This is a genomic window from Corallococcus sp. M7 (assembly GCF_054512695.1).
Genome location: NZ_CM137252.1, coordinates 9,466,155 through 9,492,509, shown reverse-complemented (window position 1 = coordinate 9,492,509; position 26,355 = coordinate 9,466,155). Strand labels below are relative to the sequence as shown.

Annotated in this window: 24 protein-coding genes; 15 read left to right on the top strand and 9 right to left on the bottom strand. The window is 70.3% G+C overall.

The genetic code is table 11. The features are described from left to right. Positions 1-4 precede the first annotated feature (4 nt). Together ACX114_RS38235 and ACX114_RS38230 are read right to left on the bottom strand one after the other, a co-directional pair. The gene (locus tag ACX114_RS38235; RefSeq protein WP_459292728.1) at positions 5-1,291 is read right to left on the bottom strand and encodes an OmpA family protein; all 1,287 of its coding nucleotides are present in this window, start codon (positions 1,289-1,291) and stop codon (positions 5-7) included. 33 nt (positions 1,292-1,324) lie between these two features. Next, a complete protein-coding gene (locus ACX114_RS38230; protein ID WP_459292726.1) occupies positions 1,325-1,687 on the bottom strand; it encodes a DUF4398 domain-containing protein in 363 nt (120 codons plus the stop codon). Positions 1,688-1,907: 220 nt separating this feature from the next. Between ACX114_RS38230 and ACX114_RS38225 the strand changes: the two genes are divergently transcribed. From ACX114_RS38225 to ACX114_RS38205, 5 genes are all read left to right on the top strand, one after another. Continuing rightward, positions 1,908-2,792, top strand: a complete 885-nt coding sequence (locus ACX114_RS38225; RefSeq protein WP_459292724.1) for a 5'-3' exonuclease — start codon at positions 1,908-1,910, stop codon at positions 2,790-2,792. A gap of 7 nt (positions 2,793-2,799) precedes the next feature. After that, positions 2,800-3,240, top strand: a complete 441-nt coding sequence (locus ACX114_RS38220) for a group II truncated hemoglobin (RefSeq protein WP_120578803.1) — start codon at positions 2,800-2,802, stop codon at positions 3,238-3,240. Then, positions 3,237-3,689: a type II toxin-antitoxin system RatA family toxin gene (locus ACX114_RS38215; protein WP_459292722.1), complete on the top strand. Its 453-nt coding sequence runs from the start codon at positions 3,237-3,239 to the stop codon at positions 3,687-3,689. Before ACX114_RS38220 ends, ACX114_RS38215 begins: the two co-directional genes overlap by 4 nt. 9 nt (positions 3,690-3,698) lie before the next feature. Next, positions 3,699-4,508: a hypothetical protein gene (locus ACX114_RS38210; protein WP_459292720.1), complete on the top strand. Its 810-nt coding sequence runs from the start codon at positions 3,699-3,701 to the stop codon at positions 4,506-4,508. A gap of 81 nt (positions 4,509-4,589) precedes the next feature. Continuing rightward, on the top strand, positions 4,590-5,069 hold the full coding sequence (locus ACX114_RS38205) for a hypothetical protein (protein WP_459292718.1): 480 nt from the start codon (positions 4,590-4,592) through the stop codon (positions 5,067-5,069). 16 nt (positions 5,070-5,085) lie between these two features. Here ACX114_RS38205 and ACX114_RS38200 read toward each other — a convergent pair whose 3' ends face one another. Continuing rightward, complete coding sequence (locus tag ACX114_RS38200; RefSeq protein ID WP_459292716.1) at positions 5,086-5,937, bottom strand: hypothetical protein; 852 nt, start codon at positions 5,935-5,937, stop codon at positions 5,086-5,088. Positions 5,938-6,068: 131 nt separating this feature from the next. Between ACX114_RS38200 and ACX114_RS38195 the strand changes: the two genes are divergently transcribed. From ACX114_RS38195 to ACX114_RS38170, 6 genes are all read left to right on the top strand, one after another. Continuing rightward, the gene (locus ACX114_RS38195) at positions 6,069-6,788 is read left to right on the top strand and encodes a sterol desaturase family protein (RefSeq protein ID WP_459292714.1); all 720 of its coding nucleotides are present in this window, start codon (positions 6,069-6,071) and stop codon (positions 6,786-6,788) included. Positions 6,789-6,835: 47 nt separating this feature from the next. Next, positions 6,836-8,635 (top strand): amidase, encoded by a 1,800-nt coding sequence (locus tag ACX114_RS38190; protein WP_459292712.1) that lies wholly within the window; start codon positions 6,836-6,838, stop codon positions 8,633-8,635. 52 nt (positions 8,636-8,687) lie between these two features. Further along, positions 8,688-9,272: a TetR/AcrR family transcriptional regulator gene (locus ACX114_RS38185; RefSeq protein WP_459292710.1), complete on the top strand. Its 585-nt coding sequence runs from the start codon at positions 8,688-8,690 to the stop codon at positions 9,270-9,272. A 105-nt stretch (positions 9,273-9,377) separates the two neighbouring features. Further along, the gene (locus ACX114_RS38180; RefSeq protein ID WP_459292708.1) at positions 9,378-10,496 is read left to right on the top strand and encodes an aldo/keto reductase; all 1,119 of its coding nucleotides are present in this window, start codon (positions 9,378-9,380) and stop codon (positions 10,494-10,496) included. A gap of 152 nt (positions 10,497-10,648) precedes the next feature. Next, positions 10,649-12,379: an alpha-12C2-mannosidase gene (locus tag ACX114_RS38175; protein ID WP_459292707.1), complete on the top strand. Its 1,731-nt coding sequence runs from the start codon at positions 10,649-10,651 to the stop codon at positions 12,377-12,379. 17 nt (positions 12,380-12,396) lie between these two features. After that, positions 12,397-13,596, top strand: coding sequence for a spore photoproduct lyase family protein (locus ACX114_RS38170; protein WP_459292705.1), 1,200 nt, complete (start codon positions 12,397-12,399; stop codon positions 13,594-13,596). On the opposite strand, the gene ACX114_RS38165 is transcribed toward ACX114_RS38170, so the two are convergent. From ACX114_RS38165 to ACX114_RS38155, 3 genes are read right to left on the bottom strand one after another with little or no spacing between them, the layout of a single operon-like run. Next, the gene (locus ACX114_RS38165; RefSeq protein WP_459292703.1) at positions 13,593-16,064 is read right to left on the bottom strand and encodes an Ig-like domain-containing protein; all 2,472 of its coding nucleotides are present in this window, start codon (positions 16,062-16,064) and stop codon (positions 13,593-13,595) included. The genes ACX114_RS38170 and ACX114_RS38165 overlap by 4 nt on opposite strands. A gap of 54 nt (positions 16,065-16,118) precedes the next feature. Continuing rightward, a complete protein-coding gene (locus tag ACX114_RS38160) occupies positions 16,119-16,448 on the bottom strand; it encodes a hypothetical protein (RefSeq protein WP_459292701.1) in 330 nt (109 codons plus the stop codon). Next, on the bottom strand, positions 16,445-18,007 hold the full coding sequence (locus ACX114_RS38155) for an alpha/beta hydrolase-fold protein (protein WP_459292699.1): 1,563 nt from the start codon (positions 18,005-18,007) through the stop codon (positions 16,445-16,447). Before ACX114_RS38155 ends, ACX114_RS38160 begins: the two co-directional genes overlap by 4 nt. A 217-nt stretch (positions 18,008-18,224) precedes the next feature. Here ACX114_RS38155 and ACX114_RS38150 point away from each other — a divergent pair, with 217 nt between their 5' ends. Continuing rightward, positions 18,225-18,428: a YtxH domain-containing protein gene (locus tag ACX114_RS38150; protein ID WP_404367905.1), complete on the top strand. Its 204-nt coding sequence runs from the start codon at positions 18,225-18,227 to the stop codon at positions 18,426-18,428. A gap of 104 nt (positions 18,429-18,532) precedes the next feature. Here the strand turns inward: ACX114_RS38150 and ACX114_RS38145 are convergent, their stop codons facing one another. Together ACX114_RS38145 and ACX114_RS38140 are read right to left on the bottom strand one after the other, a co-directional pair. Further along, positions 18,533-19,921, bottom strand: a complete 1,389-nt coding sequence (locus ACX114_RS38145; RefSeq protein ID WP_459292697.1) for a hypothetical protein — start codon at positions 19,919-19,921, stop codon at positions 18,533-18,535. 222 nt (positions 19,922-20,143) lie between these two features. Further along, positions 20,144-21,490, bottom strand: coding sequence for a hypothetical protein (locus tag ACX114_RS38140; RefSeq protein WP_459292695.1), 1,347 nt, complete (start codon positions 21,488-21,490; stop codon positions 20,144-20,146). Between the two features lie 175 nt (positions 21,491-21,665). Between ACX114_RS38140 and ACX114_RS38135 the strand changes: the two genes are divergently transcribed. Next, entirely contained in the window at positions 21,666-22,496 is an 831-nt protein-coding gene (locus tag ACX114_RS38135) for an urease accessory protein UreD (protein WP_459292693.1), read from the top strand. On the opposite strand, the gene ACX114_RS38130 is transcribed toward ACX114_RS38135, so the two are convergent. Next, positions 22,497-23,726, bottom strand: coding sequence for a cell division protein ZapB (locus ACX114_RS38130; RefSeq protein ID WP_459292692.1), 1,230 nt, complete (start codon positions 23,724-23,726; stop codon positions 22,497-22,499). A gap of 123 nt (positions 23,727-23,849) precedes the next feature. Between ACX114_RS38130 and ureA the strand changes: the two genes are divergently transcribed. Both ureA and ureC read left to right on the top strand, forming a co-directional pair. After that, positions 23,850-24,635, top strand: coding sequence for an urease subunit gamma (gene ureA, locus ACX114_RS38125; protein WP_459292690.1), 786 nt, complete (start codon positions 23,850-23,852; stop codon positions 24,633-24,635). Next, positions 24,632-26,347 carry an urease subunit alpha gene (ureC, locus tag ACX114_RS38120; RefSeq protein ID WP_459292688.1) on the top strand — a complete coding sequence of 572 codons (1,716 nt, stop codon included), beginning with the start codon at positions 24,632-24,634 and terminating at the stop codon, positions 26,345-26,347. Before ureA ends, ureC begins: the two co-directional genes overlap by 4 nt. Positions 26,348-26,355 lie beyond the last annotated feature (8 nt).

Sequence of the window (26,355 nt, the reverse complement as noted above, 5' to 3'; positions counted from 1 at the left end):
ACGGCTACTGCCCGTGGTCCATGGGCTGCTGGGGTACCTGCTGCGGCGCCCCGCCGCCGCCCGTGCCTTGTTCGGGCTGCGGGCTCTGGTGGTTCACGCCCGCGCCGTGCGGCTTCGCGTCCGTGCCGCTGCCGCCCGTGTTCTGGCCCTGGTCCTGGTCGCCCTGGGCCGGCGGCTGCGCTCCACTGCCGCCCACGCCTCCGCTGCGCGACGGCTGCGCTCCGGCCACGTTGCGCTCCACCACGATCTCCACGCGGCGGTTGTTCGCGCGGCCCTCCGCCGTGCCGTTCGAGGCCACCGGCCGGTTCTCACCCATGCCCCGGATCTGGATGCGGTTCGCGGGCACGCCCTGGTTCACTAGGAAGTTCTTCACGCTCTCCGCCCGGCGCTCCGACAACTGGTCGTTGTAGTCCTCCGCGCCTCGCGAGTCCGTGTGGCCTTCGATGAGCAACGGGTTCTTCGACTCCTTCAACGCCGTCGCCACCTCCGACAGCCGGTCTCGCGCCGCGGGCAACAGCTCCGTCGCGTTCGTCGCGAACAGCACGCTGCCCGACAACGTCACCACCGTGCCGCGCGCCTCCTCCCGCACCTTCACGTTCTCGTCCTGCAGCCGCGTCAGCGCCTGCGACGCGCGCTGCTCCGCCTGGAGCCGCGCCTGCCGCTCCTGCTCCAACTCCTGCGTGCGCTGCTGGAGCTGCTGGTTCAGCTCGGCCAGCCGCTGCGCCTCCGCCTGCTGCTGCTCCATGCGCCGCTGCATCTCCGCTTCCATCTGCTGACGCTGCTGCGCATCGGCCGCGCGCAGGCGCTCCGCCTCCGCCTGGCGCTGGGCGTCGAGCTGCTGACGCTGGGCCTCGAACTGCTGGCGCTGCTGCTCATACTGCTGGCGCTGGGCCTCGTACCTCGCGCGCTCCTCCTCCTGCTGGCGCGTGAGGTTCTGGGCGCGCGCCTCCTGCTGCTCACGCAGGGCCGCCTCCGCCTGGGCCCGCTGCTGCGCGGCCAGGTCCGCCTCGCCGCGCGCCGAGGCGATCTCCGCCTTGCGCAGGGCCACGTACGCCAGCGAGCGCGTCTTCACCGAGCTCTCGCTCTCCGCGTACTCGTTCTCCGCCTCCTGCAGGGCCGCCCGGGCCGCCGCCACGTCCGCGGGGCGCTCGCGGCCCTCGGGGCTCGTGGAGACGTCGCGGTAGGCCTCGCGCGCCGCGGTCAGTTCGCTGGGCGGGGGACCGTGCGCACACCCCACCGAGAGCGCCGTGACTCCCGCGACCGCCAACCATCCAAGTTTCCAACGCTGCATGACTCGCTCCTCACAAGGCTAGAAGTGGGGGACTCACTGACCGTTGCGCAGGGACTCGGCCTGCTCGGAAGCCCGCCGCGCCTCGTTCTTCAGGGGCACCGCGCGCGCCAACGCCGACGCCAGGTCCGCGTCCGCCGCCGCCTGACGGAAGCGCAGCTCCGCGGCCTCCTGCTCGCCTTCCTGAATCAGCCGCTCACCGTCGGCGATCTGCTGACGCGCGAACTGCAGATGCCGGGCGGCCTCGGGCACGTTCGGCGCCTGCGAGTTCTCCGCCGAGCGGAGCGCGGCTTCCGCCTGGACGCGCTGCTGATGGGTGGACGTAGCAATCACCTGCTTGCCTGCACAGCCAACGGCCGCGACGCAGAGCAGGGCGGCGGCGAACAGCTTCGGGCGCATGGATCACCTCATGCCGGTGGAATGCTGGGACGCTCCGGCGCGGCCCAGAGGGAGTTGGTTTGGAAAATGGGCGGTGCCCGGCCAGTCGGCATCGGCGACCTGTTCCCACCAGGCACGCTGGCCAAGGGGGTTGACAGGCGTCGTGTAGGGAACGAGGCGCACAGGCCAAGGCACGCACGGGCTGCTGGCCGTGCGGCGGGAGGGACGCTAGAGGGGGAACATGCGCCTGCACCTCGTGGACGGCACGTATGAGCTGTACCGGGCCCACTTCTCGCCCCGGCCGGGCACCACCGCGCCGGACGGACGGGATGTGAAGGCCACGGCCGGTGTCATGGACTCCCTGCTCGCCCTCCTGCACGACGAGGAAGAGGCCGTGACGCACGTCGCGGTCGCGTTCGACAACCCCATCCGCTCGTTCCGCAACGCGCTGTTCGACGGTTACAAGGGGGACGAGGGCGTGCCGCCGGAGCTGCGCGCGCAGTTCGACCTGGTGGAGGAGGCCGTCTCGGCGCTGGGTGTGCGCGTCTGGTCCATGAAGGACCAGGAGGCGGACGACGCGCTGGCCACCGCGGCGGCGCGCTGGGCGGGCGAGGTGGAACAGGTGCGGCTGCTCACGCCGGACAAGGACCTGGGCCAGTGCGTGCGCGGCCAGCGCGTGGTGCAGGTGGACCGGCGGCAGCAGAAGGTGGTGGACGCGGACGGGGTGAAGGCGAAGCTGGGCGTGGCGCCGGAGAGCGTCCCGGACCTGCTGGCGCTGATGGGCGACGACGCGGACGGCATCCCGGGGCTGCCGGGCTTCGGGGCGAAGGGCGCGGCGGCGGTGCTCCAGGCGTATGGACATCTGGAGTCCATCCCGGACAACGCGGCGGAGTGGACGGTGAAGGTGCGGGGCGCGGACAAGCTGGCGGCGACGCTGAAGGCGCACCGCGAGGACGCGCGGCTGTACCGCACGCTGGCCACGCTGGTGGAGGACGCGCCGCTGCCGGGCACGACGTCGCTCGCGGACATGGAATGGAAGGGCGTGCCGGAAGCGCGCTTCAAGGCGTTCTGTGAAGGATTGGGATTGAAGAGCCTCCAGCGCCGGCCGAAGCGCTGGGCGGCATGAGGAAGCCATGAGCATGGAATTGAAGCCCCCACCGTCGGACGGCTGGGTCCCCACGCTGGACGACACCCCCTTCACCCGCATGGGCGGCGAGGCGCCCGTCCACGCGCTGGCGGAGGCCTTCTACGACGTGATGGACGCGGAGGAGCCCGCGCTCGCGGCCATCCATGAATTGGACGCCGAGGGCAAGGTGAACCGGGGCACGCGCCAGCGCTTCGGCATGTTCCTGGTGGGCTGGCTGGGCGGGCCGCAGCACTACAGCGCGACGCACGGCCACCCCCGGCTGCGCATGCGCCACGGCCACCTGCCGGTGGACACGGCGATGCGGGACGCGTGGCTGCGCTGCATGCAGAAGGCAATGGATAAGCAGGGCATCACCGGTGGCCTGCGAAGCTTCCTGGATGACCGCTTCGCCCAGGTGGCGGACTTCCTCCGCAACACGGAAGGATGAGGTTCACCGAGTCCATCCGCATCACCTGTCCGCGCGAGCGCGTCTTCGCGTACACGCAGGACTACGGGCAGCGGCTCGTCTGGGACACGTTCCTGCGCGAGGCGGTGCTGATGGACGGCGCGACGCAGGCCGGGCCGGGCGTGAAGGCCTGGTGCGTGTCGTGGCACGGGCTGGGGATGGAGACAGAGTACGTGTCCTTCCAGCCGCCCGCCGTCACGGCGGTGAAGATGACGCGGGGCCCGCGCCTGTTCCAAAGCTTCGCGGGCTCGTGGCGGTTCGACGAGGACGCCCCCGGCGTCACGCGCGTCACCTTCACGTATGCCTTCGAGCTCAGGCGCCCCTTCGGGTGGCTCACGCCGCTCCTGAAGTGGACCCTGACCCGTGAGGTCCGGGGGCGGCTGAAGGACCTGAAGCGGCGGCTGGACGAGGGTGTCCCCGGCGCGGCATAGACTGGCGGGATGAGCACGCAGCTCCAGCCGTCCACCGTCACTCCGTCCCTCAATGAACTGGAGCCCCTGTTCGAGGAGGCGGCGAGGGCCTCGGGCTCATCGCGTGCCCTGAAGGCCGGGTACCTCAACGCGGTCATCGCGCGGTGGGTCCAGACGGAGGACCCGGCGACGCTCGCGCCCGCGCTGCATACGCTGCTGGCGAAGGAGGGCGTGAAGCAACTGGTGGACGAGCAGGGCATGCCCGTCAGCGCCGCCGCGACGCAGGCGCTGCTGGCCATGTCCTATCCACATCCGCTGGAGGTCTCCCCGGAGCACCTGGAGGCGCTGCGCCAGCAGCAGGAGCCCGCCGTGCCGCCCGCGCCCAAGGGGGCGATGCTCACGGTGTTGAGCCTCGCGACCGGGGTCCAGGCGGTCTGCTTCTTCCTGGCGGACAGCGTGCCGCACCTGTTCCGGGGACTGACCGCCGAGATGCTGGCGGGAGAAGCGCCCCTGCAACCTCCGCCCTACCGGCCTTTGTGGGAGGCCATCCTCATCCGGCTGGAGAAGGATGTGTGGTGGTCCCTGCGGCCCATGGTGCCCTGGGGGCAGGTCGCTCTCGCCGTGGTCCTCTATTACTTCTCCACGGCGCTCGCGACGACGGCGGGGGATCGCAAGCGGGCCCGTCGCGCCTTCCTGTGGCTCGGTGTCGTGGGCCTCGCGCTGGGCCTGCTCCCCACGGATGCGTACAAGCACTGGGGAACGCTGGCTGCCGCGGTGGGCGCGCTGCTCGTGGGGCTGATGCTCCGCGTGCCCAAGCCGGCCGCGCCACCGTCCGCCTGAGTGCCCGCTCGCCGGGCGTGGCCAGACGGGCGCCGCGCCCCCACCCTCCAGTTTTCACCACCTGGCTGGAGGTTGGGATCCATGCGAACGAACAATGAAATCTGGACGGCTGCGGGCTTCGGCGTCCTCGCCGGGATGCGCAGCATGACGGCGCCCGCGTTCCTCACGCGTGAGCTGTCACGCAAGCCGACGCGCGCGTTGAAGCGGGCCCTGCCGGGCCTCACGTCGAAGAAGGTGTCGCAGCGCCTGGGCCTCCTGGCGCTCGGAGAGTTGGTGGGAGACAAGAACCCCAAGGCTCCTCCGCGCACCGTGTTCCCGGTCCTGTCCGGCCGCATCCTCTCCGGGGCCATCACCGCCGCCGCGGTGTCACGCAAGCGCAAGGGCGCGCGGATTGGCTTCGCCCTCGTTGGCGCCGCCGCCGCCATCGCCTCCAGCTACTTCTTCGTCGGCTTCCGCCGCCTCCTGACGCAGAGGCTGCGCGTGCCGAACGTGGCCGCGGGCCTGGTCGAGGACGGCCTCGCGCTGGCCCTGGGCTCCCGCCTCACCCGGGCGCTGCGGTAGGCCCTGCTGTCGTGGCTCACCCCGGCGCCTTGCCGGGGGAGAGCCGCGCCTCCAGCCGCGCCAGCACCGCATGCTCCGCCCTCGCCCGCTCCGCCAGGGGCGCGAAGAGCAGCCGCGAGCGCAGGCCCATGCCTTCCGTCAGTTCGAACTGGCGCAGGTCCTCCGGCAACGCGAGCAGGACCTCACCCAGCGGCCGCACGCGGTGCAGTTGGTACGAACCCGCCGCCTCCAGTGCGCGCACCACGTCCGCCACGGGCTCCGCGCGCGCCAGGGCCTTGCGCGACTGCTCCTCGTAGCGCAGGCCCGCCTCCACCCGCTCCTCCAGGTCCGCGAGCACCGCCGCCGACGTGCGCTGCGCCTCCTTCACCAGCCGCAGCGGATCCAACGCCCGCTCCACGCGACGGCGCACCGCGGGGGACAGCGCCCGGGCCCGGCCCTCCACGCGCGACAGCACCGCGTCGCGGTAGCTCGCCGCGAAGCAGACCACGAACAGCGCCTCCTCCAACGGCGCCCGCTCCCGCCCGGCGAGCCCCTCCGCCAGCGAGCACAGGCCCTCGCCGGTGAGCACGTACCGGCGTCCCCGGGGCAGCCCCTTCACGGGCGCGCTGGTGCTCGCCTCCGCGTGGCCTCCGCGCACCAGCCGCTCCAGCGTCCGCCGCACCTGCGTCAGGTCGATGTCCTGCGAGGGCCGGGTGACATCGTGCTCGACCCAGTTGGTGAACAGCAGGAAGTAGAAGCGCACGTCGGACACGCGGAAGCCGCCCGCACGAGCCCCGGCCCCGTGCGCCGCCAGCAGCGCCGCCTGCACGAAGGTGGCCTGCGTGTCGATGTATCCCAACCGCGCCGTCAGGGTGCTGTTCCGAGCCATGGCCGTGAGGATGCCAGCCCCCGTTCCTCCCGTCCCAGCCTTCCCAGGTGACAGTGTCCGCCCGGCCGAAAAGACATCTCCGGGCGCGTCGTTCGTAGACAGGGCCAGCCTGATGTCACGGAAGGATTTCCATGCTGCCCTGGCTCGTCCTCGTCGCTGGTCTCTGCTTGCTCATTGAACAGCTGTCCCTGGGGTGGAAGCTGCCCCGCGTGCGCGGCTGGCACCTGCGGGTGGTGCTCATCAACCTGGCGCAGGTGGGCGTGGTGGTGCTGGGCGGCTACACCTGGGACCGGTGGTTCTCCGCGCGCTCGGTCTTCCACCTGTCCCGGCACGTGAACCCGGTGGTGGGCGGGGTGCTGGCCTACCTCATCGCCACGTTCGTCTTCTACTGGTGGCACCGCGCCCGGCACGAGAGCGACGTGCTCTGGCGCTTCTTCCACCAAATCCATCACAGCCCGCAGCGGCTGGAGGTCATCACCAGCTTCTACAAGCACCCGCTGGAGATGATGGCCAACAGCCTCATTGGCGGGCTGCTCGTCTACACGGTGCTGGGATTGAGCCCGGCGGCGGGCGCCATCTACACGGCCTGCTGCGCGCTGGGCGAATACTTCTACCACACCAACATCCGCACCCCGCGCTGGGTGGGCTGGTTCTTCCAGCGGCCGGAGATGCATCGCATCCACCACGAGTACGGCAAGCACAAGAACAACTACGGCGACCTGCCCATCTGGGACATGGTGTTCGGCACCTACGAGAACCCCGCCACCTGGGACGCCGCGTGCGGCTTCGACGACGCGAAGGAGCAGCGGCTGGGGGACATGCTCGCCTTCCGCGACGTGCATCGCTCCTAGGCGGTGGCACACTGGCGCCCCCTTCGCTTCATCCGTGAGGTCGCGCCATGAGCAGCTCGCGTCGGCAGTTCCTGACCCACACCGTGATTGGACTCGCGAGCACCGCTGTCTCCGCGGCGCCGGACGCGGGCACGTCGTCCGCCCCACCGGCGGGAGCGCCGCCCACCTTCGGCGCGGGCCCCACGGTGGGGCCGGAGGTGAGCCCCACCACCTTCGCGGAGGCCGAAAAGCTGATGCAGGTGCAGCTCACTCCCGCCGAGCGCACCCAGGCCGCGAGCAACTGGCGCGTGTCCCTGGCTCCGCTGCACGAGCGCCGCACCGGCCCGCGCAAGCTGGCGCTGGAGCCCACGCTGTCGCCCGCCTCTCAGTGGAACCCGTCGCTGCCAGGGCTCAAGCCCACCGCGCCCGCCAAGGAGCGCTTCGTGCGCAGCCGCGACGCGAAGGTGCCGCTGCCCGCGAAGGAGGAGGACATCGCCTTCGCGCCGCTCACGCAGTTGTCGCGCTGGGTGCAGTCGCGCGCCATCACGTCCGAGCGGCTCACGCGGCTGTACCTGGAGCGGCTGAAGCGCCATGACCCCAGGCTCCAGTGCGTCATCACGCTGACGGAGGAGTTGGCGCTCCAGCAGGCCCGGCAGGCGGACAAGGACATCGCGGCGGGCCGCTACAAGGGGCCGCTGCACGGCATCCCCTGGGGAGCGAAGGACCTGGTGGACACCGCGGGCATCCGCACCACCTACGGCGCCGAGCCCTTCCGCGACCGCGTCCCCACCACCGACGCCGCCGCGGTGGAGCGGCTGCACCGCGCGGGCGCCGTGCTGGTGGCGAAGCTCAGCCTGGGCGCGCTCGCGCTCAATGACATCTGGTTCGGCGGCGAGACGAAGAGCCCGTGGCTGTTGGAGGAAGGCTCCTCCGGCAGCAGCGCGGGGCCGGGCGCGGCGACGGCGGCCGGGCTCGTGGGCTTCTCCCTGGGCAGCGAGACGGGCGGCAGCATCGTGTCGCCGTCCATGCGCTGCGGCATCACCGGCCTGCGCCCCACGTACGGCCGCGTGCCGCGCACGGGCGCGATGACGCTGTGCTGGTCGCTGGACAAGCTGGGGCCCATGACGCGCGGGGTGGAGGACTCGCTGCTGGTGCTCGCCGCGCTCAACGGCGCGGACGCGGGGGACGTGGCGAGCGTGACCGCGAAGCTCGACTTCGACGCGAACGCGCCCGTGAAGGGGCTGCGCGTGGGCTACGTGCCCGCGTGGATGAAGGAGAGCCCCGCCACGGACGTGGACCGCGCGGCGCTGGAGGCGCTCAAGGGGCTGGGCCTGACGCCAGTGGAGGTCCAGTTCCCCGACTGGCCGTACTCCGCCCTCAACGTCATCCTCTTCGCGGAGGCCGCCGCTGCCTTCGAGGAGCTCACGCTCACCCACGGCGTGGACGCGCTGAAGATGCAGACGCCCGACGCGTGGCCCAACCTCTTCCGCCAGTCCCGCTTCCTGTCCGCGGTGGACTTCGTCCAGGCGGACCGGCTGCGCCGCAAGGTGGCGCAGGAGATGGCGCGCATCATGTCTCAGGTGGATGTGCTGCTCGTGCCCTCGCTGCGCGATGAAGCCCTCACCATCACCAACCACACGGGCCACCCGTCGCTCACGCTGCGCACCGGCTTCGTGGAGGTGTCCAAGGCCCGCAGCGACTGGGCCCCGGACCCCAAGCGCCCCATGCCCACCTTCACCCCCCCGCGCCGCGTCCCCCACGGCGTGACGCTCATCGGTCAGCTCTTCGACGAGGGCACCCTGGGCCGCGTGGGCATCGCGCTGGAGCGGGCCTCCGGCGTCGCCGGCGAGCGCCCTCCCGGCTTCTAGGCGCCGGACCGATTGTTTTGACAGGTCAGTCCAGAATCATTACGTAGGGGGCATGGCACGCACGAAGGAGTTCGACCGGGACGAGGCGGTGCGCCGGGCGATGCAGGTCTTCTGGGAGCAGGGCTATGAGGCCACCTCCACGGACGACCTGCTGCGCGCCATGGGCATTGGCCGGCAGAGCATGTACGACACCTTCGGGGACAAGCACGGCCTCTACCTGGAGGCCCTGCGCGCCTACCAGGCGGAGTACAGCGCCAACCTGGTGGACTGCCTGCGCTCCCACCCGTCGCCCCTGGGCGCCATCCGCGAGTATCTCCTCTCCATCCCCAACGGCACCCAGAAGGTGCGCGCCAAGGGCTGCCTCTTCGTGAACGCCACCGCGGAGCTCGCGCACGTGGACGCGGAGGTCGCCACGCTGCTCAAGACGGGAGGCGCCCTGGGCCAGGGCGCGCTGGAGCGCGTGGTGAAGGATGCCCAACGCAAGGGCGAGCTCAATCCCAGGGTGGACCCGGGCGTCGCCGCCAGCTTCCTCCTGGCCACCATCGGCGGGCTGCGCCTGAGCGCCAAGGCCGGCACCCCGCCGGAAGCCCTGCGCGACGTCGTGGACTTCGCGATGGCGGGCCTCAGGGCCCAGTAACCCACCCCGCTGTCCTTTTGGGTCGCGGGAAGCTCCCCGCGCCGTCTTCGCATGTCTGTATCTGGATTGTTCAGTCCAGATAAGCCGCTGGAAGGGAGTCACACCATGTCGATGGATCGCTACTACCTGCTGGGCCGTTCGGGGCTGCGCGTCAGCCCGCTGTCGCTGGGCACGATGACGTTCGGGAAGGAGGGGACCTACGGCGGGCCCTGGGGCTCCACGGAGGACGTGTCCCGGACGCTGTTCAACCGCTACCTGGACGCGGGCGGCAACTTCGTGGACACCGCCGACCTGTACACGCACGGCACCAGCGAGACGCTCATCGGGAGGTTCTTGGAGGAGCGCGGCGACCGGGACCGCGTCGTCCTGGCCACCAAGTACACGTACAACGCCACCCGCCCGGGGGACCCGAACGCGGGCGGCAACAGCCGCAAGAACATGCTGCGCGCGGTGGAGGCGTCGCTGAAGCGGCTGCGCACGGACTACATCGACCTGTACCTGCTGCACACCTGGGACCGCCTCACCCCGGCGGAGGAGGTGGTCCGCACGTTCGATGACCTGGTGCGCGCGGGGAAGATCCGCTACGCGGGCCTGTCCGACGTGCCGTCGTGGTACGCGGCGCGCGCGCAGACCTGGGCGGAGGCGCACGCGCTCACGCCGCTCATCAACCTGCAGCTCCAGTACTCGCTGGTGGAGCGCAGCCTGGAGCACGAATACGTGCCGCTGGCCCAGACCCTGGGCATGGGCATCACCACCTGGAGCCCGCTGGGCGCGGGGCTGCTCTCCGGCAAGTACCGGCCGAGCGAGGCCGGTGCCCAGGGCGAGGGCCGCCTCAACTCCGCCATCGGCGGACACCAGTTGGGCATGTTCACGGAACGCAACTGGCGCATCGTCTCCGCGCTGGAGCAGGTGTCCAGGGAGCTGGGCCGGGACATGTCCCAGGTGGCGCTGAACTGGGTGGCCACGCAGCCCGGGGTGGGCTCGGTCATCATCGGCGCCACGAATCCCAAGCAGCTGGACGGCAACCTCGCCGCGCTCGACTTCCGCATCCCCGCCGAGCTGCGCCGCCAGCTGGACGAGGCCAGCGCTCCGCCCGTGCCGTTCCCCCACGGCATGTTCTCCAATCCCTACCAGCTGAACCTGCACGGCAACGCCCCGGTGGGGGACAAGCCCGTGGGCTATTCACAGCCCGTGTTCACGGGAGTCGCGCCCCGGGTCGGGTAGGGCACATCCGGTCCCTCCGCCAGGGTGGGGGGGCCGGCCCGCTTGAGACCCCGGGGCCGCTGGTCCCCGGGGTGGCACACCGACACCTTCCGCGCCGGTCAGACAGGGGAGGGTGTATGGGATTGCCAAAGCCGGGAGTGAAGTTGTGGTGGATGTTGGCGCTGCTGGTGGCGCCGGTGGCGAATGCCTTCACGGACGCGGACGCGGTGCGCGTGTTCACCTTCGCCCGGGCGCAGCTCGCGGACACCGTCGCGGAGATGCCTGGCGTGAACCGCTCGCCCAAGGCCTCCACGTCCAGCGGGACGTGGACCACGGTGGCCAACACGGACCGCATCGCGTGGACGCAGGGCTTCTTCCCCGGGAGCATGTGGTACATGTTCCAGGTCGCCAACGAGCCCTACTGGCGTGACCGCGCGGACCTGTGGACGCGCCCCCTGGAGGTCCAGAAGACCAACACGGAGACGCACGACCTGGGCTTCAAGATGTACAACAGCTTCGGCAATGCCTATCGGTTGACGGGCAATCCCTACTACCGGGACGTGCTGCTCACCTCCGCCGCGTCGCTGGCCACGCGCTACAACAGCACCGTGGGCATCATCGATTGTTGTGATTGGAACTCGGCCTGGAACATCCCGCTCGTCACCGACACCATGGTGGACATCGAGCTGCTGCTCTGGGGCGCCCAGAACGGCGGCCCCGCCATCTGGCGCACCATGGCGGTGAACCACGCGCTCCGGACGCTCCAGGACGCGGTGCGCGCCAATGGCAGCTCGTTCCACTACGTGGACTACAACAACAACGGCACCATCCGTTCGCGGGGCACCTTCCAGGGCTACTCCGCCAGCTCCACCTGGGCGCGCGGGCAGGCGTGGCTCATCTACGGCTACACGATGGTGTACCGCTACACGCAGGACGCGCGCTTCCTCACCGCGGCCCGCCGGGTGACGGACTACTACCTGGCGAACCTGCCCGCGGACCGCGTGCCCAACTGGGACTTCAACGCGCCCAGCCAGTCCAAGGACTCCTCCTCCGCGGCCATCGTCGCGTCCGCCCTGCTGGAGCTGAGCACCCTGGAGACGGACGCCACGCGGCGCACGAACTACCGCAACGCCGCGCTGGCCATGCTCGACTCGCTGGCGTCGCCCGCGTACTTCGCGCAGGGCACCAACAGCCCGGGCCTCCTGCTGCACGGCGTGGGCAACTTCCCGGCCGGGCAGGAGATCAACGTCAGCCTCATCTACGGCGACTACTACTTCCTCGAGGCGCTGCTGCGCTTCAACCCGCGCCCCAATTACCCCTGGTACTCGAAGCTGGACCTGCCGCGCGGGCAGCACCTGCTGGGCACCACCAACACGGGCACGCGCATCGTGGAGTTCGACCTCACGCCATTGGCGGACAACCTGGGCGGCGGCGTGGTGGGCTGGACGGACAGCTCCACGGAGGTGACCGCCTTCAACCGGCTGAACATGGCCCTGCGCATGAGCGAGGACGGCATCTTCCAGGTGCGCAACGGCGCGGGCTACTCGTGGATCCGCCGGGTGCCGTACGTGCGCGGCCAGACGTACCACTTCCGCATGAACGTGGACCTGCTCGCGAAGCGCTACTCCGTCTGGGTGACGCCGCCCGGGGCCGCGGAGGTGCAGCTCGTGGACCGGGTCGCGTTCCGGGCGGATGGGCCGCCCATCGACGACCTGGGCCGCGTCGCGGTCATCTCCGTCGTGACGGACAGCGACTTCCGCGTGAACAACCACCGCGTCTACGCGCCCACCGCGAGCGTGGCGGCGGCGATGGAGAAACGGGCCCCGCTGCCTGAGGCCCTGTGGAAGCAGCTGGACGCGCCGCCTCCGGTCACCACGGGCCCCGCCGTTCCGTCCGAGCGCTGACAGCAGGCCCCTGTCCGGTGGCCCGCCCGGCGTCAGGGTGGGCCACCGCGGGTGCATGGGAGACGGAAGCCGGTTACATCCGCCAGGTGACGAACCTGGACCTCTTCCTCCCGGACCCCGCCCCGCGCCCGGCCGCCGTCCCGGCGGGCCCCGGCCCGCTCGACCGGCTGCTGAAGGTGTCGCGCATCTACCTGGAGCCCGCCGTGCAGGAGCATGCGCGCGGCCGGGAGATTCTGGCGCGATACCCGGATGCGGAGCGGGTGGAGGTGGCCTCGCACCAGCACATCCCCGGGCTCTTCGGCAACGAAGGCAACGTGGAGGCCTGGAACCGCATCAAGGGCAGCACCCTGGTGCTGGGCGTGAAGAAGACGCTGTCCTTCATCGCCAATGACCGCAGCTCGGACTTCATCGCGCCCTCCACGGCGAACGGCTGCGTGATGGCGTGCGCGTACTGCTACGTGCCGCGCAACAAGGGCTACGCGAACCCGGTCACGGTGTTCGTGAACATCGACCGCATCCAGGACGCCATCCGCAAGCACGCGCACAAGCGCGGGCCCAAGCGGGAGCCCAACACGGTGGATCCGCACGCGTGGGTCTACGACATCGGGTGCAACAGCGACTGCGCCGCGGACGCGGCCATCAGCGACAACGTGCGGGACCTGGTGCGGCTGTTCACCACGCTGCCCAACGCCAAGGCCAGCTTCGCCACCAAGCTGGTGAACCGTGAGCTGCTCACCTACGAGCCGAAGGGGAAGACGCGCGTCCGCTTCAGCCTGATGCCGCACGCGCCGGCGAAGCTGCTGGACGTGCGCACCAGCCCCATCGCGGAGCGCATCGCCGCCATCGACGACTTCGTGGCCGCCGGCTACGAGGTGCACCTCAACTTCTCCCCGGTCATCCTCCACGACGGCTGGCAGGACGCCTACGTGGAGCTGTTCCAGCAGATTGACGCCGGCATCGGCGCGCGGGCGAAGCAGCAGCTCGCGTGTGAAATCATCTTCCTCACGCACAACGCGGGCTTGCACGAGGTGAACCTCGGCTGGCACCCGAAGGCGGAGGAGCTGCTCTGGCGGCCGGAAATCCAGGAGACGAAGGTGTCCCAGGGCGGCGGCGTCAACGTGCGCTACCGCACCGGGTTCAAGGGCCGCCACGTGGCGGAGTTCCAGGCCCTGCTCGCGAAGCACCTGCCGTACTGCCGCGTGCGCTACGCCTTCTAGGGTTGGCGCTGCGGCTGCAATATCCAGGAGTAGGTGGTGTCCGAGTCCACGTACTGCCCGGACAGCTCTCCCGAGGGCGACACCACCGGTTTGGTCCCCCCCGCATCCGTGAAGAGGACGTTGCCGGGGATGTCCAGCTCGGGGCCCTGGCAGTCGGGACCGCCGCTGACGGCGAGGTGCACGAGGGTCGGATCGGCGAGCGCCGCCGTGTAGGAGCGCGAGGGATGTGACAGCCAGTCCTGGGTGTCGGGGTCCGGTGACGTCAATTCATCAAAGGGGTTCAGCATCAGGATCCCGCCTCCAGCGGCCAGCGGGTACGGCGTGGGCCCGTGCGTGTACCTGCACCCTCCGGACACGTAGTCGACGTCGAGCGTGAAGTCGCCGGCGGGCTGCATGAGCATGGAGCCTCCCACCCGCTTCGTGTGGGGGATGAGCGGGTGCTCGAAGTCCGGGTCCGCGAAGCCGTCCAGCACCTGGAGCTCCACGTTCGTGTCGATGAGCTTCCGGCCCGACGACCAGGTCTTCCCCTTCAGGACGGACCGGGTGGTGCCCTGGAACCTCCAGCAGCCCACGTTGTTGCGCTTGAGGTAGGGCGTCTCCGCCGCCGTCAGGGTCCCGCCGCCGGCGGGATCGAACTTCGCGTTGCTGACCATGACGACGAGGTCCTGGACCCGCTGCGACTTCATGTCGCGGCAGAAGCCCACGTCCTCGTATGCGCTCCAGTCCTCGTCGTGCCACGCCCCCGCTTCGTCCTTCCAGAACGCGAACACCTTCACGGGGTCCTTCGACTCCGTGATGTTCTTGAACCACCCGTTGTGGAAGAGCACGGAGCGCGTGCTCGGGTCGCTGAACCGCATGAGGTAGTAGCGGTTGGACAGGTTGTACAGCTCGTCGTGAAGCTCGTCCGAGGCTTCGGGCCAGCCCGACAGGTCGGCGTTGATGTCGCTCTTCCTCGCGACCTCCGTGAGGTTGTCCCACGCCTTGAAGGACTCCGGCCGGGCGCTGATGGGCGTCCCGTTCCAGAGGACCTTCGCGAACTCCGGCCAGACCTTCTCGAATCCACCGGGAAGGACGGAGTCCACCGCGGTGAGGCTGGAGGTCTCCGTGGTCAGCTTCGCCAGCGCGGCCGTCACGACCGCCGGCCCGTACTTCTTCTCCAGGTATTGGAAGAGCAGATAGGCGCCGTAATCGCGCCCGGCGCCTTTCGCTCCGCTGTTCGTGCAGTGGCCCGTGTTCTGGCTCTCCAGCGGCAGGTCCGGAGAGTTGGTGAAACAACCGGCGAACATGTGTTCGTACTGCCGCTGCGGGGTCGGCCCCACCGGGAGCGTTGGATACACATGGTCGATGGCCCAGTTCGCGGTCGCATCGCGGATCCACCCGTAGTCGCCCTGCCGCGCCTTTGTCTTGTAGGCCCACTGGATGGCGTGCATCAGCTCGTGCGTCGCCCCGCCCTTGAGGACGTTGTCGTCGTCGGGATCGTCCTTCAGCAGGATGTAGGTGGCGGCCTGCGTGTTGTCCCAGCCTTCAGGGATCGTCAGTCCACGGTCGGCCATGTTGCTGACCAGGTAGAGGTCGAGCTGGGGACTTCCCCCATTGCAGGAAAAGGCCTCGTCGGTGAGCGGCTCCTTGAGCCCCAGCGCCATCAGCTTGGGCCAGATTTCATTCGCGATCGCCGCGTCGAGCCTGATGGCCCGCTTGCGCTGCTCCGGGAAGTTGACCTGGTACCAGATCCGGACCTTCGAGAGGGGATACGGGATGTATTTCCAGCCGCCGGAGAAGGAGCGGCAGTGCGTATCCTCCATGCTGCTCAGCCGGGCATCGGGCGTGGGCGCGTTGAGCCAGCTGCCCGGGTCCGCCGGGCGCAGCAGGTACATCCCGAGCGCCGCCTGCATGGACGCGGAGAGCGACGGGAAGCGCTGACGCAGCTCCTCGAGCGAGGTGGCGTCGAACCCCGGATCGACCCGGGCCTTGTACTGGATGGGCAGCCGGGGATCGCTGAACGCCGCGTACACCCGGTAGGCCAGCAGCTCCTCGTCGTTGATGAGCCCGGCTTCATGCGCGGCCGCCAGCACCTCCGCGCTCGACGGACTGGATTCGTCGGAGGGAATCACGACCGCGGTCAGGGTCGCGCTCGCGGCCCCCGCCCGGGCCGTGATGACCGCGCCGCCAGGGGCCACGCCCTCCAGCCGGCCGTCCTTCACCGTGACGGCGCCGGCCGGGACGGCGGACCACTCCACCTGGACGTCCTCCAGCACCTCGCCCGCGTCGTCGACCGCCAGGGCGGCCAGGGTCAGCGACTCGCCCACCAGCAGCGTCGCCCCGTTCGGGGACAGGGTGAGGGCGGCGACCTTGCCGTTGTCGCCGCCGCCTCCCGGGGACGGGTCCGGTTCGGTGGTGGAGCCGCAGGCGAGGACGGACGTGAGCAGCAGGCACAACGCGAGCCGTGAGGCTCCAGGCACCACGGGCATGTTCCAGACCTCAGGGCAGGGGTGGTGAGGCCTGGGTGTTACGCCGTGTCCTTTTTATATTCGCTTCAGGTCCTGGAACCAGGCGGCGTAGGGCGTGTTCTTCACGAGGCGCCGGTTGAGGTCCGGCGTTCCGTCCGTCCACCACGGCGGGCCCCGCTCTCCCAGGCCCACCTTGGCGCGGTGCACGCGATTCCTCGCCCGGCGCTCCAGGGCCGCGTCCTCCGCGCGCTTCGCCCGGCCCACGTCCGCGCGGGCCCGCATCAGCGCGGCCACCAGCAGCTCACGCTGCCGGGGCCCGAGCGCTGGATTGCTGCGGCGCCACAGCCGCCCGTCCACCACCAAGTAGCGTCCATCCGGGGTGGTGGGGGGCGCAGTCTTCGTCACTGCTTCACGGGATACAGGAAGCGCAGGAGGTCACCGAAGCGCGCGCTCCACGCGGCCTCGTTGTGCTGGCCTCCCTCCACCACCGTGTACTTGAGGTCGGTGTCCAGCACCCAGCCCTTGGCCACCAGCGCGTCGCGCAGCGCCTGCGCATCCGCCACCGTCTCCGCCTGGCTGCCGGAGCCCTCGTTGGTGCCGATGTCCTCCCAGATGCGCAGCGGGGGCTTCGTGGTGAGCGCGTTCACCTCCGCGACAATCTCCCGGTCCGCCCACCACACCGACGGCGACACCACGCCCAGGCGGGTGAAGACGTCCGGGTGCTTGAGCCCCAGCGACATGGAGACGAGCCCGCCCAGCGACGAGCCCGCGAGCCCCGTGAACTCCGCCTCCGGCTTCGTGCGGAACTCCGCGTCGATGCGCGGCTTCAGCTCCTGGATGAGGAACTGGCCGTACACGTCCGCGCGGCCCGCGTCCGGGTACTCCGGCGGGAAGGGCACGGGCGTGTACTCCGCGATGCGGTCAGGGGTGTTGTAGATGCCCACGATGATGAGCGGCTCCACCTGGCCGGACTCCACCAGCGCCTGCGCCGTCTCATCCACCTTCCACTCGCCGGCGAACGCGGTGGTGACGTCCATCAGGTTCTGCCCGTCGTGCATGTAGAGCACCGGGTAGCGGCGCGTGGGGTCCGCCTCGTAGCCGGGCGGCAGCCAGATGATGACGTCGCGCGGCTTGAGGCTTGCGTCCTGGGGCACCACGTTGCGCAGGTAGCGCACGTCGCCGGTGAGCGTCGGGTCCGGAGGAGGCGGGGGCGTGGTGAGGTCCGCCCAGCCCTTCACCACCACGGGCACGCGCTCGAAGCCGCCGCCGGTGGTGAAGGTGTGGTTGGCCACCTCCGCGCCCGTCTCGCTCTTCTCCACCGTCTCCCACGAGCCGCGCGTCACCTTGAACTCCAGGCCCGTGCCCGCCGCGAAGGCGACAGCGCCCGCGTAGGCGTTGTCCACGGCCGGGTAGAGCTCCACTTCCGCGCCATTCCAGTTCCCCAATTCCGGCTGATTGCCGGACAGCCACACTTTGGCCCCGGGCGGCGTGATGTCCGGGACCTGGACGATGAACACGGTCCTCGCGCCTGTCTGCCCCCCCTCGGCGCCGAAGCGCTCCACCGTGAGGGCGACAGTCTCCTCGTTCTCACGGGCGGTGATGGAGTGGTCCGCCTCCGGGGCGCCCTGGGCATCCAGCGCCACCTGGGGCGTGGGCGCCGTCATCCGCACCGCGTAGGTGAAGGCGGTGTTCTTGGGCAGCCGGGCCTTCAGGCTGAACTGACGGCCGCCCTGGTAGACCATCTCCAGGCCCCGCCCGTCCGTGCCGCCGAACGTGGCCGTGGGGCCCTGGAGGAAGATGGCCGCGTCGACCGGCGTCTCCGGCGGGACGGTGAGGTCGAACTGGACGTCGGAGTAGAGCTGCTCGATGGGCTTCGGCTCGTCGGAGGAGCAGCCCCAGAGGGCCGTCAACGCCAGGACGAGCAGCAGGGTGGGCTTCAAGGGCCGCGAGAACGACGACGACATGGATGGGTGGGCCTCCGGGGGCGGGACACGAGCCCCTCGTGAAGGCGCACCCTAGCAGCGTGTTCCGACGCTCATCAGTGGGGCCCCGATGCCCCGGAGTGGACATCCCGGAGGGCTGCCCCCTTGGCAGATGGTGGACAGTGCCTACCTTGCGGCGCGCACGGGGAGAGGCGGGTTTCATACCGCCAGTCCCCCTCAAGCGAAGGAGTCACACCGAATGAAGAAGCTGACGCTGCTGGCCTTGACGCTGAGCGCCCTGTCCGTGGGCACGGGCTGCCACCGCAACACCCGCGAGTCCGCCAAGGACGACATGGAGCAGGCGGGCGACAAGGTGAAGGACACGGCCGAGGACGCCGCCGACGCCACGGGCGACGCCGCGGAGAATGCCGGCGACAAGATCGAGGACGCGACCGACAAGTAGCCGTCCGCCGCATCCGTGCGGAAGAAACAGGCACCCCGGACGCCGGCCCCTTCACGGCGCCGGCCTCCGGGGTGTTGTCCTTCACGGGGACTGAAAGCCGGGCGCTACGGGAACTGCGCCGCGAAGTCCTGGATGAACCAGTACAGGCTGAGCAGGTGGGTCGTGCCCTGCGTCGTGCCGTAATCCGACACGGTCCTGCCCGCCAGCGCGGGAATCTGCGGGCAGGTCAGCTGGCCGTGGATGGCCTGGGCGTAGCCGTTGGTGGTGATGGCGCTCGCGTAGCTGGACGTGGAGGGAATCGTCACCTGGCCGCTCGTGCTGACCGTGTTGTAGGCGCTGGTGTTGGAGAACGAGACGGCGATGGCGTCCGCGTCGAAGGCGTTGTTCCCGGTGATCAGCTGGTTGATGTACGGCGTGCCGCCGTTCACGCGCCAGGTGCCGGCTTCACGCGCGGTGGCCACGTTGCTGATGGTCGTGCGGCCGGTGACGCGCCCCATGTGGTCGAAGCGGGCCTGGCACGGCGAGGTGCAGGGCACGCTGACAGGGAAGGGGAAGCGCACCGGGAACAGCCCGCCCGGCCGGTAGATGAGGATGTCCCACCAGTAGTAGTAGACCCGGCGCGAGCACCGCAGTCCCAGCGACAGCTGGCTGGAGCCGGTGACGGTGCGGTTGAGGGTCGGGCCCGCCGGGAGGGCGTTGGCGCTCAGCGTGTGCTTCGCGCCCGGCCCGTTCCAGCCGTAGATGCTGCGGCCCGTGTACGAGACGTAGATGTTCTGGGTGGTGGTGGGCGTGCGCGTCGTCGTGGTCGTCCAGCCGCAGGTGCAGGGGCCGGAGATGGGGATGGGGTACCACCAGGACCACTGCTGGGCGTAGACCATGGCCTCGCCGCGCAGGTGCGGGAAGTCCCTGGAGACCTCCTTCATCAGGTCGTACTCGCCCTGGCCATACTTCGCGTCGAGCTCCGTGAGGGCGGCGTCCAGCTCGCTGCTCACGTGCACCACGTCCTTGTCGGACGTGACGCCCTTGGACACGGTGAGGCTACACTCCTTGTCGTTCGCGCAGTCCAGGTTCACGTCATAGGGCTGGGTGGCCAGCGGCTGGCCCTTGGGGTCCTCCAGCACCAGCTTCTGCGCCCAGCCCGTCTCCCAGGGCTTGTCCAGCGCGCCGAAGAGCTTCACCGTGGAGATCTCGCCCGCGTTCGGCGTCACGTCCACGCCCGCGTTGGCGGTGTCCTTGCCGTCATAGGAGACGAGCTTCGAGGACGGGGGCAGGTCCTCCTGCCGGTCCGTCCACAGGATGCGCGCGGTCAGCTCCCCGTCCTCCAGCGCCACGTCGAGCACGGTGGCGATGTTCGGGCGGACCTCCTCCCGAGGATCCGCGGCGTGGGCCGGCGCGCCCACCAGCAGGCCTCCGAGCGCGAGGGAGGAGACGGTCAGCGAGCGAAGCCAGGACGGAACGAGGCCGGTCGGGCCTCGCGACGGGTGATGGGGCATGGGGCAATCCCTTGCGGAGAATGGGGGTCCGCCCTCCAGCGCGAAGGCCGGAGGGCGGTTCCCCGTCAGAGCAGGTCCCGTGCCAGGGATTGCACCATGTCTGCGATTGATGCAGGTTTCGGAGGGAATGCGTGGTTTTCCACGATGTTTCCGAAATCGTTGCTTGCGCTGGGGATGTGTCCCTTTGCGTTACGCGGACCCCGCCGGGTGTAGCGCTGCGGGCTACAGGCCGAAGAAGACCTGGACGCTCCTGTCCAGGGTCTCCACCTCCTGATCGAGCGCATAGGTGGACTGGATGTCGAAGGCGCGGCCAATGGGGTTCAAGCCTCCACCCGGGCACACCGCGACGCCCTGCACGGCGATGGCGTAGTTCCCCTGCGCGTGGCCGTACGGCTGCCAGGTGTTGGGGTCGCCGTTGTAGGCGTAGAAGGCCTCGCCGGACGTCTGGACGTAGCCGGAGCCGCTGCCCACGTTGTCCTCGGTGGTCCTGACGTCGAAGCTGCCGTCGAGGGGGGCGTAGCGGGTCTCGCTCAGGAGCGGGCTCAGGGCATTGCCCAGGTGGTACTTGCTCTGCTCCATGGCCGTGGCGTTGAGGATGGTCATGGGAGGCGGGGGATAGACGGGGGTGGTCCGCGCGGTCGCGCGGCCGGTGATGCGGCCGAAGTGGCTGAACCGGCCGCTGCACGTCCCGGCGCAGGTGCTGTAGACGGGCTGGAGCATGCGCACGGGCTTCACCAGGCCGCCCGGCTGACGGATGCCCAGCTCCTGGGAGAGAATCGAGGCCAGCGACGTGCAGTGGAGGTTCAGGGTGACCCGGCTGCTGCCCTGCGTGGACATGCGGTTGTTCGAGGCCACGGTCTGGCGCAGGGGGCGCGCGTGCAGGTCGTGCGCCGCACCCCGGCTCGTTCCCTGGGTGTTGGAGCGCGCGTAGGTCGTCGTCCAGGAGCACTGGCAGCCCTCGGCGGGGCCGACCTTGACCAGGCCATGGGCGTAGGTCAGGGCCTCGCCGTACAGCGAGGGCTCACGCCGGGCCACCTCGCGCACCAGGTCGAACTGCTTCGTCCCCATCTCCTTCTCGATGGCGCCGAGGGTCTGCTGCAGGCCCGTGCTCAGGTGCAGGACCTCGCGGCTGGCGGAGATGCCCGGCGTGGCCGTGAGCTGGCAGGTCTTCTCGTCCTCGCAGGCCAGGCTGACGTCATAGGGCTGGCTGGCCAGCTCCCGGCCCTGCGCCTCCCGCACGACGAGCCGCTGGGCCCAGCCCGTCTCCCACGGCTCCTGCACCGCGCCGGACAGCTTCACCTCCACCTCTTCGCCGGCCTTGGGCGAAAGCCGCTCGCCCGCGGTGGGCTTGTCCGTGCCGTCATAGGACAGGACCTCCACCTCGGAGGGCAGCGACTTCGACTCCGCGGCCCAGCGGATGCGCGCGGTCAGCTCGCCGTCCTGCATGGACACGTTCACGATGGTGGCGGGCACTTCGCTCGTTTCCGCGGCGTGGGCGGGCGCGGCCATGAGCAGGCCACCCACGGCGAACGAGGAGAGGGTCAGGACTCGGGGGAAACGACGGGGCATGGTGCAGTCCCTTGGGAAGAGGGGTTCCGCCATTGCTGACACGCGATGTCAGATTTGGCGGGCCGCCCCAAGAGCAGGTTGCGTGCCAGCGAGCCTCACGTCTGGCGCGAGGGCGAGGCTGTAGCGCGAAGCGCTACGCGGCTCTCCGGAGCGGCGCGCGTGCTAGAAGGGACGGGTGACCTTCGCTCTTCCCGGCCCGGAGCGCGCGGGCGTCGCGCGGCTCGCGTTCGAGCGCTCGGGGCCTCGCACCGTGGTGCGCACCGCGCTGGCGCACAGCCCCTTGCGGCTGCTCACGCCGCGCAACCACGGCCACGCGGCGTGGGCCTATACCAGCTCCTTCGGTGGCGGGCTGGTGGACGGGGACAACCTGCGGCTGGAGGTGGACGTGGCGGACGGCGCGTCGGCGCTGCTCGCGACGCAGGGCGCGAACCGCGTCTACCGCTCGCCCAACGGTTGCCGCAGCGACCTGGTCGCGCGCGTGGGCCGGGATGCGCTGCTGGCGTGGGTGCCGGACCCCACCGTCTGCTTCACCGACGCCCGCTATTCACAGACCTTGGACGTGACGCTGTCGCAGGGCGCGTCGCTGGTGCTGGTGGACGTGGTGACGGCGGGCCGCAGCGCCCGGGGCGAGCGCTGGGCCTTCCTGCGCTATGCGTCCCGCCTGCGCGTCGCGCGGGAGGGGCGCGCGCTGGTGGATGAGCGCTGGGTGCTGGACCCCGCGCACGGCGCGCTGCCGGAGCGGCTGGGCCGCTTCGACGCGCTGGCGTCCGTGCTGCTGGTGGGGCCCGCGTTGAAGGAAGCCCGGGAGGCCCTGTCCGCTCGCGTGGCGGGCCTGCCGGTGAAGCCGCGCGCCCGGGAGCTGGTCTCCGCCAGCCCCCTGGGCGAGGACGGACTGCTCTTGCGCGTGGCGGCCGTGTCGTTGGAGACGCTGCTCGGCACCACGCGCGACTGGCTGTCCTTCCTGCCGGGCCTGCTGGGGGATGACCCGTGGGCCCGGCGGGTGTGACTAGTAGCGAGTGATGTCGAACGTGCTGTAGTTCGAATACAGCTCGCTGATGTGATCCGCCGTCAGGTTGACCGCGTCCTTGTGGTTGTTCGTCTTCCACTCGGCGGTGTTCGCGTCCAGCAGGCGGTTCGGGCCGTCCGTCTTGTGCAGGCCCAGCACGTGGCCCTCCGCGGACTCGCCCGACTTGCGCAGGCCGATGCGGTAGTGGCCGTTCTCCTTCGTGCCGTCGTACAGCTTCTGCGCGAAGGTGTCGGAGGTGATGGGCTCGAAGTCCTGCACCTTCACGCCCGGGTGACCGCCGCCGCGGCCCGTGCGGAAGTCATCCACCAGATGGGAGATGGACTCCTGCTTCTGGGCGATGGCGTCCTTGTCCTGGTTGAGCTGGGCCATCCCGTCCTTGATCTCCTGGGTCAGCTGGCTGCGCTGCGCCTTCAGCCCCTGGCGCTGCTCCAGGGTGAGGTCCGGGTTGGTGAGCTTCTCGTTGATCTCCTTGCGCTGCGCGCTCTTGCCCTGGAGCTGCTCCACGCGGCCCTGGAGCTTGGAGATGTCGTCCATGTGCGCGCCGTTCAGCTTCGTGAGCGCGTCGCTCTGCAGGTGCTCGGCGTGCTGCTTGTCGATGAGCTTGCCGAAGTGGTTGTCCGTCAGCTTGCCGAACGCCTGCGAGCCCTTCATCGGGTCACCGCCGGCCTCCTTGCCGGTGCGGATCCACTCGGAGGTCATCGCGCTGCACACGCCCGCGTCCGTGCCCGCGGGCATGTTCGGCTGCTTCAACATCGGGTGGCCGCCCTGGTCCGTGTAGCGCAGCACCTCCGCGCCCGGGTTCTCCAGCTTCATCTCCTCGACGATCTTCTGGATCTCAGGGCGCGGCGTCATGGCCTTGCCCTTGCCCGGCGTGCGGCCCAGGGCCAGGTCCGCGATGTCGCTCTCGGAGAGGTTGGGCGACGGGAGCTGCGGACCCTGGAGCGAGTGCGCGTCGATGTTCGGGCGCGACGACGAGGAGGCCTGGGGGCTGCCGGTCGGCTTGAACGCGTCACCCTGGGGCGTCGTCCCGGTGGGAGTCGTCGGCCGGGAGACAGTCGGCGAGGCGGTGGGCGAGGCCGTGGGCGTCGCGGGCTTCGCGGCCGTCGTGCCCGGCTTCGAGAAGGTCGGCTGGGCCACCGTGTTGGTCGTCTTCGGCGGAGCGGGAGGCGCCTTGGGCGTCTTGGGGAAGCCGGCCTTGAAGCTCTTCATGGGGGACTCCAGAGGGGGAGAACGGCGCGAGGGGGCCCCCATCCTGGCCCACGCTGACGCGTCGCGCTAGGGTCTGGCGGGTCGGCGCATCCCGCACCCGGAAGAACCGAGGGAGTCGGACCCATGCATCTGTCCCCCCGTGACGTGGACAAGCTGCTCCTGCACCAGGCGGGCGTCGTCGCCCAGAAGCGATTGGCGCGAGGCCTGCGCCTCAACTACCCGGAGGCGGTGGCGCTCATCGCCACGCAGTTGCTGGAGTACATCCGTGACGGCAGGAGCGTGGCGGAGCTGATGGACCTGGGGCGCCGGTTCCTGGGGCGCGCGCAGGTGATGGACGGCGTGCCGGAGATGCTCGCGGAGGTGCAGGTGGAGGGCACCTTCCCGGATGGCACCAAGCTCGTCACCGTGCACCACCCGGTGGTGGCGGAGCACGGAGACCTGTCCCTGGCGCTCTATGGCAGCTTCCTGCCGGTGCCGCCGCTGGAGCGCTTCACCGTGCCCGCCGCGTCGCCGGAAGGTGCGCCCGGACAGGTGCGCGCGGCGGAGGGCGCGCTGGAGCTCAACGCGGGCCGAAAGGCCATCACCCTGCGCGTCACGCACCGGGGCGACCGGCCCATCCAGGTGGGCAGTCACTACGCGTTCGCGGAGACGAACCGCGCGCTGGTGTTCGACCGGGGCCGCGCCTACGGCCACCGGCTGGACATCCCCGCGGGCACGGCGGTGCGCTTCGAGCCAGGCGAGGTGAAGACGGTGTCGCTGGTCCCCATCGCGGGCGAGCAGGTGGTGCGCGGCGGCAACGCGCTGGGCAGCGGCAAGGTGTCCGATGAAGGCCGTGAGCGCCTGCTGGCCGCGGTGCGTGTACAGGGCTTCGGTCACGAGGAAGAAATCCCCGAGGAGGAGCGCTCATGAGCCGCAAGCTGGACAGGCGTCACTACGCGGACATGTTCGGCCCCACCACGGGAGACCGGGTGCGGCTGGGGGACACGGGCCTGTGGCTCCAGGTGGAGCGCGACGCCACCGTCTACGGCGACGAGTGCAAGTTCGGCGGCGGCAAGGTGCTGCGTGAAGGCATGGGCCAGCGCGCGGGTGTGGGCGACGCGGACGCGCTCGACTGCGTCATCACCAACGCGCTGGTGGTGGACTGGACGGGCATCTTCAAGGCGGACGTGGGCATCAAGGCGGGGCGCATCTCCGCCATCGGCAAGGCGGGCAACCCGGACGTCATGGCGGGCGTCACGCCGGGCATGGTGGTGGGCGTCACCACGGAGGTCATCGCGGGGGAAGGGCTCATCCTCACCGCGGGCGGCCTGGACACGCACATCCACTTCATCAGCCCGCAGCAGGCGGACGAAGCCATCGCCAGCGGCATCACCACCTGGGTGGGCGGCGGCACCGGCCCGGCCACCGGCACCAACGCCACCACCTGCACGCCGGGCGCGTGGAACCTGGCGCGCATGCTGGAGGCCACGGACACGATTCCCCTGAACATCGGCCTCACCGGCAAGGGCAACACGTCCCTGCCGGAGGGCTTGTTGGATCAGGTCCGCGCGGGCGCCATTGGACTCAAGCTGCACGAGGACTGGGGCACCACGCCCGCGGCCATCGACACGTGCCTCACGCTGGCGGACGCGGAGGACGTGCAGGTCACCATCCACACGGACACGCTGAACGAGTCCGGCTACGTGGATGACTCGCTGGCGGCGTTCAAGGGCCGCACCATCCACACGTACCACTCGGAGGGCGCGGGCGGCGGGCACGCGCCGGACATCATCCGCGTGTGCGGCGCGCCCAACGTGCTGCCCAGCTCCACCAACCCCACGCGGCCGTACACGGTGAACACGCTGGATGAGCACCTGGACATGCTCATGGTGTGTCACCACCTGGACCGCGAGATTCCCGAGGACGTGGCCTTCGCGGAGAGCCGCATCCGCGGAGAGACCATCGCCGCGGAGGACATCCTCCACGACCTGGGCGCCATCAGCATGATGGCCTCCGACAGCCAGGCCATGGGCCGCGTGGGCGAGGTCATCACCCGCACGTGGCAGACGGCGCACAAGATGCGCGAGCAGCGCGGGCGGCTCCCCGGCGAGCAGGGGGACAACGACAACCTGCGCATCCGCCGCTACGTGGCGAAGTACACCATCAACCCGGCCATCGCCCACGGGCTGTCCCATGAGGTCGGCTCCGTGGAGCCAGGCAAGCTCGCGGACCTGGTGCTGTGGCGGCCCGCCTTCTTCGGCGCGAAGCCGGAGCTGGTGCTCAAGGGTGGCTTCATCGCGTGGGGCCAGATGGGGGACGCGAACGCGTCCATCCCCACGCCGCAGCCGTACCTCATGCGCCCCATGTTCGGCGCGCGCGGAAGGGCGCGAGGCTCCACGAGCCTCGCCTTCGTGTCCGGGCGCGCGCTGCGGGAGTGCACCGTGCAGGGCCTGGGGCTCACCAAGCGGCTGTCCGCGGTGGTGGGCTGCCGCGCGCTGGGCAAGAAGGACATGCGCCTCAACGACGCGCTGCCCGTCATCACGGTGGACCCGGAGACCTACGAGGTCCGCGCGGACGGGGAGCTCTTGCGCTGCGAGCCCGCCACCTGGCTGCCGCTGGCGCAGCGCTACTCGCTGTTCTGAGGACCGCG